This is a genomic window from Poseidonocella sp. HB161398 (genome assembly GCF_005870025.1).
Taxonomy (GTDB): Bacteria; Pseudomonadota; Alphaproteobacteria; order Rhodobacterales; family Rhodobacteraceae; genus Mangrovicoccus.
In genome coordinates, this window is the sequence record NZ_VATA01000010.1 from 1 (window position 1) to 15,381 (window position 15,381).

Genomic DNA, 15,381 nt, shown 5'->3' on the forward strand with positions numbered 1-15,381 from the left:
AAATGCCATGATGCAATCGCCCATCGTGGCGTCCATGCCGTCATCCCACCGCGCAGGAATGCCAGGCCATGGAAGACTGTCACCGCCGGTGCGGTTGCAGGAAGCGAGGTCCTGCGAGCCTCGAAACACCTTGGTCGAGCACTTTGGCGACGATGGAGCGGATACCATCGCTGGAGCCGCCTCGAAACCAGGATGCACTGCTTGAAACTGCCGGGGCAGCGCCTCATGGCGCGGGACTTCGACCGCCAGATTGCGGAACTTCAGGTCCGCATTGCCGTGCTTGCCGGCGACGCCGCACTCAGCATGCCCGTCACAGGGATCGCGGGACAAGCCTGTCCGGGGGAGAGGGGGAGCTTGCCTATCGCCCGATTTGTGCAACAGGGCCCGTCTGCGCGAAGGGGCCGGAGGCCCGGTCGCCTACCGAGGTCCAGATCGCAGATGACGCCGCCCAGTGATCCACCGTGCCCAGCGCCGCCGAGACCATGGTGCGCTGGTAATTTCCGGCCGCTATGAAATTGTGGCAGGCGTGGACGAGACCGCTGCCGATCTCGATCCTTTCGCCTTCGCCGGCGAGGGACGTCAGCGGTATGTCGAACCCGAAGTGCGACTGGCAGTTGCGGGTCCCGGCATTGTCGTCGGCCTAGAGATGGGAACCGTAGTCGAAGACCGTATCCGGTTCGGTTTCGCTGACGGTGGTGTCCTGCCCGACGCGGATGTCGAGCGTTGCGGCCTGGCCCGGCTGGACCATTCCGGAAAGCCCCGGCAGTGTCGCGGCGATCAGTCTCTTCTTGGTGCATCCCGGTTATGAGGGCCAATGGAATAACCGCATTCACATCCGTTAATTCGTTGAGCGGATAGCGGCGGCGGTGGCGCATCTGCAGCATTCCTCCGGCCGCCTTCGCACCGCGGCCCCGGCAGGCAAGCGCTCCTGCAGACGGGTCCCGGGGCGGCCGGGCCTCGCGGCGGGTAACGCATTGTAAACTATGTCGCGAGGAAGCTTTCCGCGGTCCGGCGTCTAGCCGCAGCGCGGCACGAACCGCCATCCGCCGCGAAAATCCCGCGCGCTGAGGGATCTAGCCGGGGAGGTCCAGCGCAGCCCAGTTCAGACCGCCGCCCGCTGATAGCTTTTGCCAATCAAGCAACGGAAAGCCGATATTGATTTGTTAATCCCCTTGTCCTCAGGATGCCCGAAAAACGGCCGAAAAATACCATCCGGAGGAGCGCATGCCACGGGATTTCCCGCAGCCGACGGCAGACGAGATTGAAACGCTGATCCATTCGCAGCTTCACCTGGAAGGGCCGCTGCTGCCGATCTTCCATTTGCTGCAGGAGAGCTTTGGCCATGTGCCGGAGACGGCCATACAGCCGATTGCCGATGCGCTGAACATCACCCGCGCCGAGGTGCATGGCGTGATGTCCTTCTACCACGATTTCCGGAACGTCCCCGCGGGCCGCCATGTCGTCAAGATCTGCCGGGCCGAGGCCTGCCAGTCGATGGGCGCCAATGCCCTGGCCGAGGAGACGCTGGCGAAGCTCGGCCTCGCCTGGCACGGCACGACCGCGAACGGCAATGTCACGGTGGAGCCGGTCTACTGCCTCGGGCTCTGCGCCTGCGCCCCGGCCGTCATGGTCGGCGAGACCGTGCATGGCCGCGTCGACGGCGCGAAGATGGACGCCATCCTGAAGGAGGCCGGGGCATGAAGATCTACGTCCCTCTAGACAGCGCGGCCCGCGCGCTCGGCGCCGACCAGGTGGCCGAGGCCATCGCCGCCGAAGCCGCCAAGCGCGGCGTCGATGCCGAGATCGTCCGCAACGGCAGCCGCGGCATGGTCTGGCTCGAGCCGCTGGTCGAACTCGAGACGCCCGAGGGCCGCAAGGGCTTCGGCCCGCTCCTGCCCTCCGAGGCAGGCCAGGTCTTCGACGGCGACGGCGCCAAGGCGCTCGGCCTGGTCGACGAGTTGCCCTGGATGGCGAAGCAGACGCGGCTGACCTTCGCCCGCTGCGGCATCGTCGATCCGCTGTCCCTGGCCGAATACGAAGCGCTCGGCGGGCTTTCCGGGCTGCGCCGCGCGCTCGGGATGAACGGCGAGGCGATCGTCGACGAGGTCAAGCTCTCCGGCCTGCGCGGCCGCGGCGGGGCGGGCTTCCCGACCGGCATCAAATGGGACACGGTCCGGCTCGCCCATGCCTCCCAGAAATACATCGTCTGCAATGCCGACGAGGGCGACAGCGGCACCTTCGCCGACCGGATGATCATGGAGGGCGACCCCTTTACCCTGATCGAGGGCATGGCGATTGCCGGGCTCGCGACCGGGGCGACCAAGGGCTACATCTACTCCCGCTCCGAATACCCGCAGGCCAATGCCATCATGCGCCGCGCGATCGAGATCATGCGCGAGGCCGGCGTGCTCGGCGCCAAGGTGCTGGGCGAGGGCCCGGCCTTCGACATGGAGCTGCGCGTCGGCGCCGGCGCCTATGTCTGCGGCGAGGAGACCTCGCTCCTGAATTCGCTCGAGGGCAAGCGCGGCGTGGTGCGCGCCAAGCCGCCGCTGCCGGCGCTGGAAGGCTTCATGGGCAAGCCCACCGTGGTCAACAACGTGCTGTCGCTGGCCACCGTGCCGGTGATCTTCGAGAAGGGCGCGCAGTACTACGCCGATTTCGGCCTCGGCCGCTCGAAGGGCACGATGCCGATCCAGATCGCGGGCAACGTGAAATACGGCGGGCTCTTCGAGACCGCCTTCGGCATGGAGCTGGGCACGCTGGTCAACGAGATCGCCGGCGGCACCGCCTCGGGGCGCCCGGTGAAGGCCGTGCAGGTCGGCGGCCCGCTCGGCGCCTATCTGGCGCCCGAGAAATTCGGCACCCCCTTCGGCTACGAGGAATTCGACCGCAAGGAGGCGCTGATCGGCCATGCCGGGATCGTGGTCTATGACGACACGACCGACATGCTGGGCATGGCGCGCTTCGCCATGGAGTTCTGCGCGGTGGAAAGCTGCGGGAAATGCACCCCCTGCCGCATCGGCGCCGTGCGCGGCGTCGAGACCATCGACCGGATCGCCCGCGGCGACGCCTCGGCCATCCCTCTGCTGACCGATCTCTGCGAGACGATGAAGGACGGCTCGCTCTGCGCGCTCGGCGGCTTCACCCCCTTCCCCGTCATGTCCGCGCTGAAGCAGTTCCCCGAAGACTTCGCCACCACCGCCAAGGAGGCAGCCGAATGAAGGATTTCATCATTCCGTGGGATACCGATGCCGATCTGGGCACCCCCGCCCGCGAGGGCAAGCCGGTGACGCTGGAAATCGACGGGGTCGAGGTCACGGTGCCCGAGCACACCTCGGTGATGCGCGCCGCCATGCTGGCCGGGCTGAAGATCCCCAAGCTCTGCGCCACTGACAGCGTCGAGGCCTTCGGCTCCTGCCGTCTCTGCGTGGTCGAGATCGAGGGCCGCCGCGGCACCCCGGCCTCCTGCACCACGCCGGTTGCGCCGGGGATGAAGGTCCACACCCAGTCCTCCAAGGTGAAGAAGATCCGCAAGGGGGTGATGGAGCTCTACATCTCCGACCACCCGCTCGACTGCCTGACCTGCGCGGCGAATGGCGATTGCGAGCTGCAGGACATGGCCGGCATGGTCGGCCTGCGCGACGTCCGCTACGAAAGCGGCCAGAACCATTTCGACCCGACCGGCACCGGCGCGCTGTCGAAGGCCGATGCCGACCGCCGCGACGGCCCGGGGAACTTCCGCTATATCGAGAAGGACACCTCGAACCCCTACTTCACCTACGACCCGTCGAAATGCATCGTCTGCTCGCGCTGCGTGCGCGCCTGCGAGGAGGTGCAGGGCACCTTCGCGCTGACGATCGAGGGGCGCGGCTTCGACAGCCGGGTCTCGGCCGGCGCCGCCTCCGACAATTTCCTGTCCTCCGACTGCGTCAGCTGCGGCGCCTGCGTGCAGGCCTGCCCGACCGCGACCCTGCAGGAGAAATCCATCTGGGAGCTCGGCACGCCGGAACGCTCGGTCGTGACCACCTGCGCCTATTGCGGCGTCGGCTGCTCCTTCAAGGCGGAGCTGAACGGCGACGAGCTGGTGCGCATGGTCCCCTGGAAGCACGGCAAGGCCAATCGCGGCCATAGCTGCGTCAAGGGCCGCTTCGCCTATGGCTATGCCTCGCACAAGGACCGGATCCTGAACCCGATGATCCGCGACAGCGTCGAGGAACCCTGGCGCGAAGTCAGCTGGGACGAGGCGCTGAGCTTTGCCGCAGACCGCATGAAGGGCATCCAGGAGAAATACGGCCGCCGCTCCATCGGCGTCATCACCTCCAGCCGCTGCACCAACGAGGAGACCTTCCTGGTCCAGAAGCTCGCCCGCGGCGTCTTCATGAACAACAACACCGATACCTGCGCGCGGGTCTGCCATTCGCCGACCGGCTATGGTCTGGGCCAGACCTTCGGCACCTCGGCGGGGACGCAGGATTTCGACTCGGTCGAGCACACGGATGTGGTCATCGTGATCGGCGCCAACCCCACGGACGGCCATCCGGTCTTCGCCTCGCGGCTGAAGAAGCGGCTGCGCCAGGGCGCCAAGCTGATCGTCATCGACCCGCGCCGCATCGACCTGGTGAAATCCGCCCATATCCGCGCCGCGCATCACCTGCCGCTGCGCCCGGGCACCAATGTCGCCGTGGTCTCCGGCCTCGCCCATGTCATCGTCACCGAGAAGCTCTATGACGAGGCCTTCATCCGCGAGCGCTGCGACTGGGACGAATTCCAAGAATACGCGGAATTCATCTCCGACCCGCGCCACAGCCCCGAGGCGATCGAGGCGATGACCGGCGTCCCGGCGGTCGAGATGCGCGACGCCGCGCGGCTCTTCGCCCAGGGCGGCAACGGCGCGATCTACTACGGTCTCGGCGTGACCGAGCACAGCCAGGGCTCCACCACCGTGATGGGCATCGCCAACCTCGCCATGCTGACCGGCAATGTCGGCCGCAAGGGCGTCGGCGTGAACCCGCTGCGCGGCCAGAACAACGTCCAGGGCTCCTGCGACATGGGCAGCTTCCCGCACGAGCTGCCCGGCTACCGCCATGTCAAATCCCCAGAGGTCCGCAAGATCTTCGAGGAGGCCTGGGGCGTGACCATCGATCCGGAGCCCGGCCTGCGCATCCCCAACATGCTGGACGCGGCGGTGAACGGCTCCTTCAAGGGGCTCTACTGCCAGGGCGAGGACATCCTGCAATCCGACCCCGACACCAAGCACGTGGCCGCGGGGCTCGCCGCGATGGAATGCGTCATCGTCCATGACCTCTTCCTGAACGAGACGGCGAACTACGCCCATGTCTTCCTGCCCGGCTCGTCCTTCCTCGAGAAGAACGGCACCTTCACCAACGCGGAACGCCGCATCAACATGGTGCGCAAGGTGATGGCGCCGAAGAACGGCTACGAGGACTGGGAGGTCACGCAGAAGCTCGCCCAGGCGATGGGCGCCGACTGGAACTACGGCCATCCCTCCGAGATCATGGCGGAAATCGCGGCGACCACGCCGAGCTTCGCCAATGTCACCTATGACCTGATCGACGAGATGGGCTCGGTCCAGTGGCCCTGCAACGACGCCAACCCGGATGGCACGCCCTTGATGCATGTCGACGGCTTCGTGCGCGGCAAGGGGCGGTTCATCGTCACCGAATACGTGGCGACCGAGGAACGCACCGGCCCGCGCTTCCCGCTCCTGCTGACGACGGGGCGGATCCTCAGCCAGTACAATGTCGGCGCCCAGACCCGGCGGACCGAGAACACCGCCTGGCATCCCGAGGACATCCTCGAGATCCACGCCTCGGACGCCGAGAACCGCGGCGTGAAGGATGGCGACTGGATCAAGCTGGCCTCGCGCTCCGGCGAAACGACGCTGCGCGCGAAGATCAGCGACCGGATGATGCCGGGCGTGGTCTACACGACCTTCCACCACCCCGACACGCAGGCCAACGTCATCACCACCGACTTCTCCGACTGGGCGACCAACTGCCCGGAATACAAGGTGACGGCGGTGCAGATCCTGCCCTCGAACGGGCCGACCGACTGGCAGGAGGAGTACAGCGCCCAGGCCGAGAAGTCCCGGCGGATCCTGCCGGCGGCGGAATGACGATGAAACCGGTCCGGAGCCTCCCCGGCTCCGCCCTGCGCGGCGGCGGCCAGGTCGACATCACCCGGTCGCTGCCGGAGGAGACCCCCGTCGCCATCACCTTCGACGGGGCGACCCAGGCGGTGATGATGGCGACCCCCGCCGATATCGAGGATTTCGCCCTGGGCTTCGCCCTCAGCGAGGGCATCCTCGCCTCCCCGCAGGACATCGCCAGCTTCGAGCTGGTCGAGCACGAGACCGGGATCGAGGCGCGGTTCTGGCTCTCGGCCGACCGCTCGGCCGAGGTCAAGGCGCGGCGCCGGGCGATGCTCGGCCCGGTGGGCTGCGGGCTCTGCGGGATCGACAGCCTCGAGCAGGCGCTGCGCCCCCTGCCCGTCCTGCCCGATCCGGACTGGCGCCTGCCCGCGGCCGAGGCCGGGCGCGCCACGGAAAACCTGCGCCGCCACCAGCCGCTGCATGACCAGACCCGCGCCGTCCACGCCGCGGGCTTCCTCGAGCCGGGCAAGGGCATCACCTGCGCCCGCGAGGATGTCGGCCGCCACAACGCGCTCGACAAGCTGATCGGCGCGCTGGTGCGCCGCGGCACCGACCCGTCCACCGGCGCCGTCGTGCTGACCAGCCGGGTCTCGGTCGAGATGGTGCAGAAGACCGTCATGGCCGGAAGCCCGGTGCTGATTGCCGTTTCCGCCCCCACCGCAACCGCGCTGCGCCTTGCGCGCGAGGCCGGGCTGACCGTTGCCGCCTTCGCCCGCGGCGACGGGTTCGACCTTTACAGCCACCCCGACCGCATCCTGCCGGAGAGTTCCGATGTCGCCTGAAAAGATGGTCATGATGGCCAACCAGATCGCCACCTTCTTCAAGACCCAGCCGGGCAGCGACCAGGCGGCGCGCGTGGCCGACCACCTGAACGATTTCTGGGAACCGCGGATGCGCAGCCAGCTCGCCCGGCACATGGAAGCCGGCGGCGAAGGGCTGGAACCGCTGGTCAAGGAAGCCTTCGCGCAGGTCCGCGTCCCGGCGGAATAGCCCCTTTCGCAGCTTGATCGCGCCCCCAGCGAGGGGCACAGAGAGGGCGAGCCAGCCGGAAAGGACCGCCCGATGCCATCCACAGACCGTTTCCGCGCGTCCCGGACGGAGGCGCCGCGATGATCCTGTTCCTCGCCGCCGCGGCCGCGATCTGGCTGGCGGGCTGGGCCTTCAAGATGCCCTACCAGGCGCGCTGGCTGATGATCGGCCTGCTCTATGTCCTGGTCCTGGCGCTGCTTCTCCTGCTGCCGCCCGGGGCGGGACTGCACCGGGCGCTCGGCGGATCGGTGGAGATGTGGCTGCTGCTCGGCGGCTTCGCGGCGCTCGGCCTGGCCTATGCGGCCGGTCTGAAGGCGCTGAAATCCCGCATCCGGCCCGAGAACCGCCCTGCCCCCGCCCCGGAGCCGGAGCCCGCCCCGCCGGAGCCCGATCCCGAAGCGCCGCTCAGCGATGACGAGCTCGACCGCTACATGCGCCAGATCCTGCTGCGCGAGGTCGGCGGGCCCGGGCAGATGCGCTTCAAGCGCGCCAAGGTGCTGGTCGTGGGCGCCGGCGGCCTGGGCGCGCCTGCGCTGCAGTACCTCGCCGCGGCGGGCGTCGGCACGATCGGGGTGATCGACGACGACGTGGTCGATGTCTCGAACCTCCACCGCCAGATCATCCATACCGGCGCCCGCACTGGCATGCCCAAGGTCTTCTCCGCCCAGATCGCTCTGCGCGAGCTGAACCCGCATGTGCTGCTGCGCCCCTATCACCGCCGCCTCGACGAGGAGAGCGCCGCCGCCCTGATCGGCGAGTACGACCTGGTGCTCGACGGCACCGACAATTTCGAGACCCGCTACCTGGTCAACCGCGCCTGCGTGGCGGCCGGCGTGCCGCTGATCTCGGGGGCGATCACCCAGTGGGAGGGACAGCTCAGCCTCTTCGACCCGGCGCGCGGCGGCCCCTGCTATCAATGCGTCTTCCCCGAGGCCCCCGCCCCCGGCCTGGTGCCGACCTGCGCCGAGGCCGGCGTGATCGGCCCGCTGCCCGGCGTGCTCGGCTCGATGATGGCGGTCGAGGCGCTGAAATTCCTCGCCGGGGCGGGCGCCCCCCTGCGCGGCGAGATGATCCTCTATGACGCGCTCTACGGCGAGACCCGCAAGCTGCGGCTGAAGCCGCGCGCCAACTGCCCGGCCTGCGGCGGGCGCGGCGCCTGAGCGGAATTTTCGCGCCGCCCCCTCGCCTTGGCGGCGCCGAGCGATTAGCTCTTTGGGAAAAGGAGTCCCGGAATGACGAACGCGCTTACGGAAACCTGGTCCACCGAGTTCGACCTGCCGCCCTTCGACCGGATCGCCGATGACGACTTCCGCCCGGCCTTCGACGCCGCGCTGGCGCAGTCGCGCGCGGCCATCTCCGCGATTGCCGACAGCGACGAGCCGCCGAGCTTTGCCAATACGATCGAGGCGCTGGAACTGGCCGACGGGCTGCTCGACAAGGTCCTGGGCGTTTTCTACAACATGGCCGGCGCGGACAGCAATCCGGCCCGCGAGGCGCTGATGCGGGAGTTTTCCCCGGCGCTGGCCGCCTATTCGTCCGAAGTCTCGATGAACCGCCGGCTCTTCGCGCGGATCGACTCGCTCTGGATGCAGCGCGAGGCGCTGGAGCTGACGGCCGAGCAGGCGCGGCTCCTGATGCTGACGCGGCGCAGCTTCGTGCGCTCGGGCGCCGAGCTCGAGGGCGCCGACCGCGACCGGCTGGCGGAGATCTCGGCGCGGCTCGCCGTGCTCGGCACCGAATTCACCCAGAACCTGCTGGCCGACGAGCGCGAATGGTTCATGCCGCTGGCCGAGGCCGATCTGGAGGGCCTGCCGGAATTCGTCGTCGCCTCCGCCCGCGCCGCGGGCGAGGAGAAGGGCCAGGACGGGCCGGTGGTGACGCTGTCGCGCTCGCTGATCACGCCCTTCCTGCAGTTCAGCCCGCGCCGCGACCTGCGCGAGACGGCCTTCCGCGCCTGGGTGGCCCGCGGCGAGAATGGCGGCAAGACCGACAACCGCGCCATCGCCACCGAGATCCTCGCCCTGCGCGAGGAGCGCGCGCGGCTGCTCGGCTATGACAGCTTCGCCGCCTTCAAGCTGGAAACCGAGATGGCGAAGACCCCGGCCGCGGTGAAGGACCTGCTGATGCAGGTCTGGACCCCCGCCAAGGCGCAGGCCGAGGCCGATGCGCAGGTGCTGACCCGGATGATGCAGGCCGACGGGGTGAATGGCGATCTGGAGCCCTGGGACTGGCGCTACTATGCCGAGAAGCGCCGCGCGGCCGAGCACGATCTCGACGAGACCGCGCTGAAGCCCTACCTGCAGCTCGAGCGCATGATCGAGGCGGCCTTCACCTGCGCCAACCGGCTGTTCGGGCTGGAATTCCGCGCGCTCGAGGCGCCGCTCTACCATCCCGACTGCCGCGCCTGGGAGGTGACCCGGAACGGCCGCCACCTGGCGGTCTTCATCGGCGACTATTTCGCCCGCGGCTCGAAGCGCTCGGGCGCCTGGTGCTCGGCGATCCGCAGCCAGCAGAAGCTGGCCGGCGACATCCGCCCGGTCGTGGTCAATGTCTGCAACTTCGCCAAGCCGCCCAAGGGCCGGCCGGCGCTGCTGAGCTATGACGACGCGCGCACGCTCTTCCACGAATTCGGCCATGCGCTGCACCAGATGCTGTCCGACGTGACCTATCCCTCGATCTCGGGCACCTCGGTGGCGCGCGATTTCGTCGAGCTGCCGAGCCAGCTCTACGAGCACTGGCTGGAAGTGCCCGCGGTGCTTGCCGAATTCGCCACCCATGCCGAGACCGGCGCGCCGATGCCCGGGGAGATGCTCGAGCGGCTGCTGGCGGCGAAGAATTTCGACCAGGGTTTCGCGACGGTGGAATATGTCGCCTCCGCGCTAGTCGATCTGGAATTCCACATGGGCAAGGCGCCCGCCGACATCATGGCGCGCCAGGGCGAGGTGCTGGCGGGGATCGGCCTGCCGCATGCCATCACCATGCGCCACGCGACGCCGCATTTCGCCCATGTCTTCTCGGGCGACGGCTATTCCTCGGGCTATTACAGCTACATGTGGTCCGAGGTGATGGATGCCGACGCGTTCGAGGCCTTCGAGGAGGCGGGAGACCCCTTCGATCCGGACATCGCCCGCAGCCTCGAACAGCATGTCCTCTCGGCCGGGGGATCTGCGGATGCGGCCGCGCTCTACACCGCCTTCCGCGGCCGGATGCCCGGACCCGAGGCGCTGCTGAAGGGCCGCGGCCTCCTGCCCGACGCCGCCTAGGGCGGGGCCCGCTCAGCGCAGGAAGCGCTCGCAGTTGCGCATGAGCTGCACCCAGCCCGGATAGTCGATATTGCCGGGATCGGGGTCGCGCCACCACACGCGGGCGACGCGGCCCAGATAGAGGTTGCCGCCGGCATGGGAGACCGTGCCGACCTCCTCGGGCCGGTCGGCGGCGGTGACATAGAGCAGCCGCCCCGGCCCGCGCGCGGCAATCGCCCCGGCGAGCTGGCCGACGGTTTCCGGGGGCAGGCCGGGATTGTACTTGAAGACGAACATCTGCCGCCCCTCGGCGAGCTGGCCGAGGAAGCGGTCGCGCAGATAGCCGATCTTCCCGGCCTCCCCGGCATGGATCCGGCGGCGTCTCGGCTCGGGATCGTCGAACGCCCCGCCGGTCGAGCGCATCTCGCTGTGGAAGCCGATGCCGGTGGCGGTGTCGGTCACCATCTTCGCGTTGCGCGGCACGAGATTGCGGAATTCGTAGAGGCCCTTGAATCCGCTGCGCAGATTCTGGACCAGCGGCCCGGGCATGGCCAGCGCCCATCGCAGGAGGCCGCCCTGTTCCCAGCCGCATTGATGCTGGACGAAGCCGAATTCGCAGTTGTAGCCGAGGCTTTCGAAGCGGGAGGCCAGCTCCTGCTCCGCCGTCAGTGCCTGCTTGTCCATCCCGCCCCCCTCTCGGCCCCGATCACGGCAGCAGGCTAGCATGGCCAGGCCCCGAATTCACGCGGCGTCGGGCCGCGGCCGCCCGGGGCAAGTGCCTATTTCCCCGCCGCCGCGTCCCGGTTTCCCCGTTTCGGGAAGACGCGCAGCTCGTGGATGGCCTGGCGCGGGTCCATGGCCCGCAGCCGGTCCAGGCGCGCCAGAACCGCTTTCTGCTTCTTCTGCGCCAATTCCCTGCGCCCGGCCATCAGGCCCATGCAGATGAATCCCCACCGGAAGAACCATGGCGCTGCCGCGGCCAGGAACAAGATGCTCGCGACCATGCCCAGGATCGCTGCGGGAATGAGCGCATGCCCGGAAAGCAGGACAAGCGGGAGACTGGCCGGAATGACGGGAAAGGTCCAGATCCACAGGGTTGCGGACACATGGGTGGAGAAAAGCGGAGCCTTCATCGCCGTCCTGATCGCCCAGGCCTCGTGCCGGGCAAACCGCATCATCACCCAATGGGCACATCTTCCGGCAACGGCCAGTCCGGGGCTCATGCACTCGCTCGGATCGGCCATCCGGAAAAGCTCCTGCACACGTTCCAGCAGGAGCACGGTAATCCCGCGCGCCGTTGTGGTCAAACCGGCGCACAGGGGAATATGCGGCAGCCGCGCGCGCTGCACCGCAAACGGAAAAGGGCCTCCCCGCGGGGAAGCCCTCCGAAAGCCGTCTGGCCGCGGATCAGTCGCGCAGCAGCTCGTTGATCGAGGTCTTGGAGCGGGTCTTCTCGTCGACGCGCTTCACGATCACCGCGCAGTAGAGGTTCACGCCGTTCTTCGAAGGCAGCGTGCCCGCGACGACGACGGAGCCCGCGGGGACCTCGCCATAGGTGACTTCGCCGGTCTCGCGGTCGACGATCTTGGTCGACTGGCCCAGGAACACGCCCATGCCCAGCACCGAGCCTTCGCGGACGATCACGCCCTCGACGACTTCCGAGCGGGCGCCGATGAAGCAGTTGTCCTCGATGATGGTCGGACCGGCCTGCATCGGTTCCAGCACGCCGCCGATGCCGACGCCGCCCGAGAGATGCACGTTCTTGCCGATCTGCGCGCAGGACCCGACGGTCGCCCAGGTATCGACCATGGTGCCCGAGTCGACATAGGCGCCGAGGTTCACGAAGGACGGCATCAGCACCACGCCCGGCGCGATATAGGCCGATTTGCGGACGACGCAGTTCGGCACGGCGCGGAAGCCTGCCTCTTTCCAGTCCTTCTTCTTCCAGTCGGCGAACTTGCTGTCGACCTTGTCCCACCAGTCGCCGCCCTGCGGGCCGCCCGACTGCTTTTCCATGTCCTTCAGGCGGAAGCCCAGGAGGACGGCCTTCTTGGCCCACTGGTTGACGTGCCAGGAGTTGTCGGCCTGCTTCTCCGCAACGCGGATCTTGCCGGAATCGAGCGCGTCGAGCGTCGTTTCGATGGCATCGCGGGTCGCGCCCTTGGTTTCGGGGGTGATCGTGTCCCGGGCCTCCCAGGCGGCCTCGATGGCGGTTTCCAGATCTGCGTGTGACATGGGGCCTCTCCGACAGGTTTCGACTGGCGTCGCGTTGGACCGGGCTATACGGCTATGGGTCGGAGGGTGCAATCCATATGGCAGACAAGACGACCCGCGGGCCCAAGGCCCACCCTCTTCCCGACGCGCGGGAAGACATCCGGCGCAGCCTCCTCGAAGAGCAGACGCCGCAGACGCTTTCGCCGACCTACCGGCTGGCCTTCGACGATTCCGACTTCCTCACCCGCGAGGAATTGCGCCCTGTCCGGCTGCAGCTGGAGCTCTTGAAGCCGCAGCTGATGATGGACGAGGCGGGCATCGTCTCGACCGTGGTGATGTTCGGCGGCGCGCGCATCCCCTCGCCGGCGGAGAAGCACAGCGCCCGCACCCCGGCGCTTGGCGCGCTCAGCCATTTCTACGAGGAGGCCCGCGAATTCGCCCGCCTCGTGACGCTGGAGAGCAAGAAATCCGGCGGCACCGAGAATGTCGTCGTCACCGGCGGCGGCCCCGGCGTGATGGAGGCCGGCAATCTCGGCGCCCATGAAGCGGGCGGGAAGTCCATCGGGCTGAATATCGTGCTGCCTTTCGAGGCCACGCCGAACGCCTATGTGACGCCGGAATTCTCTTTCAATTTCCACTACTTCGCCATCCGGAAGATGCATTTCCTGATGCGCGCCAAGGCAATCACCGTCTTCCCGGGCGGCTTCGGCACGCTCGACGAGCTCTTCGAGGCGATGACCCTGATCCAGACCCAGCGGATGTCGCCGGTGCCGATCCTGCTCTTCGGCGAGGAGTTCTGGCGCTCGATCATCAACTGGGAGGCGCTGGAGGCCGCCGGCACGATCGGTGCCGACGATCTCGGCCTCTTCCGCTTCGTCGAGACCGGCGAAGAGGCCGCGAAGATCGTGCTGGAGGCCTGACCCGGAGGCCTGGCCGGGCCCGGAGGCCCGGCGCTCAGCCGAGCTTCCAGGCCGCCGCTTCCGGGTTGCGGCGCAGCACCGAGAGGTTCAGCGCCGCGGCCACCGCCACCCAGGCGAGATAGGGCAGCATCAGCGCGCCCGCGAGCGGCGAGAGCAGCCAGAAGGCCCAGGCGGTCGCCGCGACGGCAAGCCACAGCAGCCCGATGACCGCCAGGCCTGCGCGCATGTGATGCAGGCCGAAGAAGACCGGCGACCAGACCGCGTTGAGCGCGATCTGCAGGCTCCAGAGCGAAAGCGCCAGCGCGCTGCCCTCCTGCGCCCCGGCCAGCGCCGCGGCCACCGACATCAGCAGGTAGAGCAGCGTCCAGACCGTCGGGAACATCCAGTTCGGCGGCGTCCATCCGGGTTTCTGCAGATGGGCGTACCAATTGCCCGGCTTGAACATCACCCCGGTCGCGGCGGCGACGGCCGCGGCGGCAAGATGGGTGGCGAAAACGGGCCAGCTGAACAGGGTCGGATCCATGGATCGCTCTCCGGAAGAGGGGTCGGGTCTCTTAGACTAGTCCGGCCCGCGCCCGGGTCGAGCCGGTCCGGACGTCACCCTGCGCCGTCGCCGCCTCCGGACGGCTTCTGCCCGCTCCGGCGCCGCTTCCACAGCCAGCTCGCCACGGCCAGCAGCGTGCCGCCGACCGCCACCAGCGCGCCATGCACCAGCTTCACATTCGCCGCGTGGAAGACCAGCCAGTCCCAGGTTCCGACATCGACATCGATCTGCGCGGTCAGGACGCGGGCGGAGACCGAGGATTCCTGCCCGTCCGGATCCTGGACCAGCGCCTCTAGCTCGAGCTGCAGCGGCAGATCCTCGCCGAAGCGCTCGGGCGTCACCAGCCAGGCCCAGACCGCATGCAGCCCGGGCACCACCCGGCGCGGCTGCGGCCCGGTCGGCGAAATGCTGAAATCATTGCCGAGAAGCGTGGCGCGCATGTCGATGCTGTAGGGCACGCCCGCGATCTCGACCGTCTCGCCCTGCAGCGCGTCCGACAGCAGATCGACGGGATCGGGCACGGCCCCGCCCTCCTCCGCGACGCCGTCGCGCTCCTGCGGGACCAGCGCCAGCTGCACGGCCGCGCTTTGCTTGTAGACCATGCGCGCCGGCGTGTTGAAGGCGACCCGCGCCCGGCCGAGCTGCGCCTTCACGAAGGCCGCCGCCTGCGCCATCGAGTCCGCGACCCCCGATTGCAGCATCAGGTAGGCGACCAGATCGGCGCGGTCGCGCGGATCGCGCAGCCCGGCAAAGGCCATGCTCGTGCCCGGCGCGAAGCCCTGCGGGTCGGCGATGTAGCCGCCGAGCATTTCCGGCGTCCAGATCCCGCCCGTCGCCCGGAGCGCCCCGGAATAGCCGTAGCCCTCCACCCCCGCCACCGGGCGCCCGATCACGCCGTCAAGCGGCGGTCCCGCGGCAGGGCGGCCGTCCAGATGGTGGCAGGCGGCGCAGCGGCGGAAGACGCCCTCGCCGCGGTCCGGATCCGCGTCGGCCAGAAGCTCGGCGAAGTCGTCGTCCCCGGCCTCGACCGCCTGCGGCTCGCCATCCCCCGGGACGGGCATGCGCAGCGCATAGTACCAGTCATAGAGCCGGTTGAACGGCCCCAGATCGTAGCGCGGGCCGAGGAGCTCGACATAGGCAGCGAACCCGGCCACCGCCACGACTGCCACGGCCAGCACGGAGAGGCTGCGGCGCAGGACGGAGGGACCGGTCCGGGGCTGGGTCATGGCAGGCTCCCGCCTTGGCTGTCAGTGCCATGAC

Annotated in this window: 14 protein-coding genes and 1 pseudogene; 10 read left to right on the forward strand and 5 right to left on the reverse strand. The window is 68.6% G+C overall.

The window, feature by feature from the left end; genetic code table 11:
* From FGX59_RS10010 to FGX59_RS10050, 9 genes and pseudogenes are all read left to right on the forward strand, one after another.
* Positions 1 to 327 (forward strand): annotated as a pseudogene (locus tag FGX59_RS10010) (IS5/IS1182 family transposase); the annotation flags it as partial.
* A 124-nt stretch (positions 328 to 451) separates the two neighbouring features.
* Positions 452 to 808, forward strand: coding sequence for a hypothetical protein (locus FGX59_RS10015; RefSeq protein ID WP_171060594.1), 357 nt, complete (start codon positions 452 to 454; stop codon positions 806 to 808).
* A 416-nt stretch (positions 809 to 1,224) separates the two neighbouring features.
* Positions 1,225 to 1,701, forward strand: a complete 477-nt coding sequence (locus FGX59_RS10020; RefSeq protein WP_138466399.1) for a formate dehydrogenase subunit gamma — start codon at positions 1,225 to 1,227, stop codon at positions 1,699 to 1,701.
* A complete protein-coding gene (locus FGX59_RS10025) occupies positions 1,698 to 3,221 on the forward strand; it encodes an NADH-quinone oxidoreductase subunit NuoF (protein WP_138466400.1) in 1,524 nt (507 codons plus the stop codon). The genes FGX59_RS10020 and FGX59_RS10025 overlap by 4 nt, the downstream gene beginning before the upstream one ends.
* Positions 3,218 to 6,136, forward strand: coding sequence for a formate dehydrogenase subunit alpha (fdhF, locus tag FGX59_RS10030; RefSeq protein WP_138466401.1), 2,919 nt, complete (start codon positions 3,218 to 3,220; stop codon positions 6,134 to 6,136). The genes FGX59_RS10025 and fdhF overlap by 4 nt, the downstream gene beginning before the upstream one ends.
* Positions 6,133 to 6,954 (forward strand): formate dehydrogenase accessory sulfurtransferase FdhD, encoded by an 822-nt coding sequence (gene fdhD, locus FGX59_RS10035; RefSeq protein ID WP_138466402.1) that lies wholly within the window; start codon positions 6,133 to 6,135, stop codon positions 6,952 to 6,954. Before fdhF ends, fdhD begins: the two co-directional genes overlap by 4 nt.
* A complete protein-coding gene (locus FGX59_RS10040) occupies positions 6,944 to 7,162 on the forward strand; it encodes a formate dehydrogenase subunit delta (protein ID WP_138466403.1) in 219 nt (72 codons plus the stop codon). The genes fdhD and FGX59_RS10040 overlap by 11 nt, the downstream gene beginning before the upstream one ends.
* A gap of 119 nt (positions 7,163 to 7,281) precedes the next feature.
* Positions 7,282 to 8,361 carry a molybdopterin-synthase adenylyltransferase MoeB gene (locus tag FGX59_RS10045; protein ID WP_138466404.1) on the forward strand — a complete coding sequence of 360 codons (1,080 nt, stop codon included), beginning with the start codon at positions 7,282 to 7,284 and terminating at the stop codon, positions 8,359 to 8,361.
* A gap of 72 nt (positions 8,362 to 8,433) precedes the next feature.
* A complete protein-coding gene (locus FGX59_RS10050; protein WP_138466405.1) occupies positions 8,434 to 10,464 on the forward strand; it encodes a M3 family metallopeptidase in 2,031 nt (676 codons plus the stop codon).
* Between the two features lie 12 nt (positions 10,465 to 10,476).
* On the opposite strand, the gene FGX59_RS10055 is transcribed toward FGX59_RS10050, so the two are convergent.
* The 3 genes from FGX59_RS10055 to dapD all read right to left on the reverse strand — a co-directional run bounded on the left by FGX59_RS10055 (position 10,477) and on the right by dapD (position 12,678).
* Positions 10,477 to 11,127, reverse strand: a complete 651-nt coding sequence (locus tag FGX59_RS10055; RefSeq protein WP_138466406.1) for a hypothetical protein — start codon at positions 11,125 to 11,127, stop codon at positions 10,477 to 10,479.
* A 95-nt stretch (positions 11,128 to 11,222) separates the two neighbouring features.
* Positions 11,223 to 11,687 carry a hypothetical protein gene (locus FGX59_RS10060; protein ID WP_138466407.1) on the reverse strand — a complete coding sequence of 155 codons (465 nt, stop codon included), beginning with the start codon at positions 11,685 to 11,687 and terminating at the stop codon, positions 11,223 to 11,225.
* Between the two features lie 163 nt (positions 11,688 to 11,850).
* Positions 11,851 to 12,678: a 2,3,4,5-tetrahydropyridine-2,6-dicarboxylate N-succinyltransferase gene (gene dapD / locus FGX59_RS10065; protein WP_138466408.1), complete on the reverse strand. Its 828-nt coding sequence runs from the start codon at positions 12,676 to 12,678 to the stop codon at positions 11,851 to 11,853.
* Between the two features lie 77 nt (positions 12,679 to 12,755).
* On the opposite strand from dapD, the gene FGX59_RS10070 reads away from it, so the two are divergent.
* Entirely contained in the window at positions 12,756 to 13,577 is an 822-nt protein-coding gene (locus tag FGX59_RS10070; RefSeq protein WP_138466409.1) for an LOG family protein, read from the forward strand.
* Positions 13,578 to 13,611: 34 nt separating this feature from the next.
* Here the strand turns inward: FGX59_RS10070 and FGX59_RS10075 are convergent, their stop codons facing one another.
* Positions 13,612 to 14,100: a TspO/MBR family protein gene (locus FGX59_RS10075; protein WP_138466410.1), complete on the reverse strand. Its 489-nt coding sequence runs from the start codon at positions 14,098 to 14,100 to the stop codon at positions 13,612 to 13,614.
* Between the two features lie 74 nt (positions 14,101 to 14,174).
* The gene (locus FGX59_RS38145; protein WP_240722361.1) at positions 14,175 to 15,347 is read right to left on the reverse strand and encodes a cytochrome c family protein; all 1,173 of its coding nucleotides are present in this window, start codon (positions 15,345 to 15,347) and stop codon (positions 14,175 to 14,177) included.
* Positions 15,348 to 15,381 lie beyond the last annotated feature (34 nt).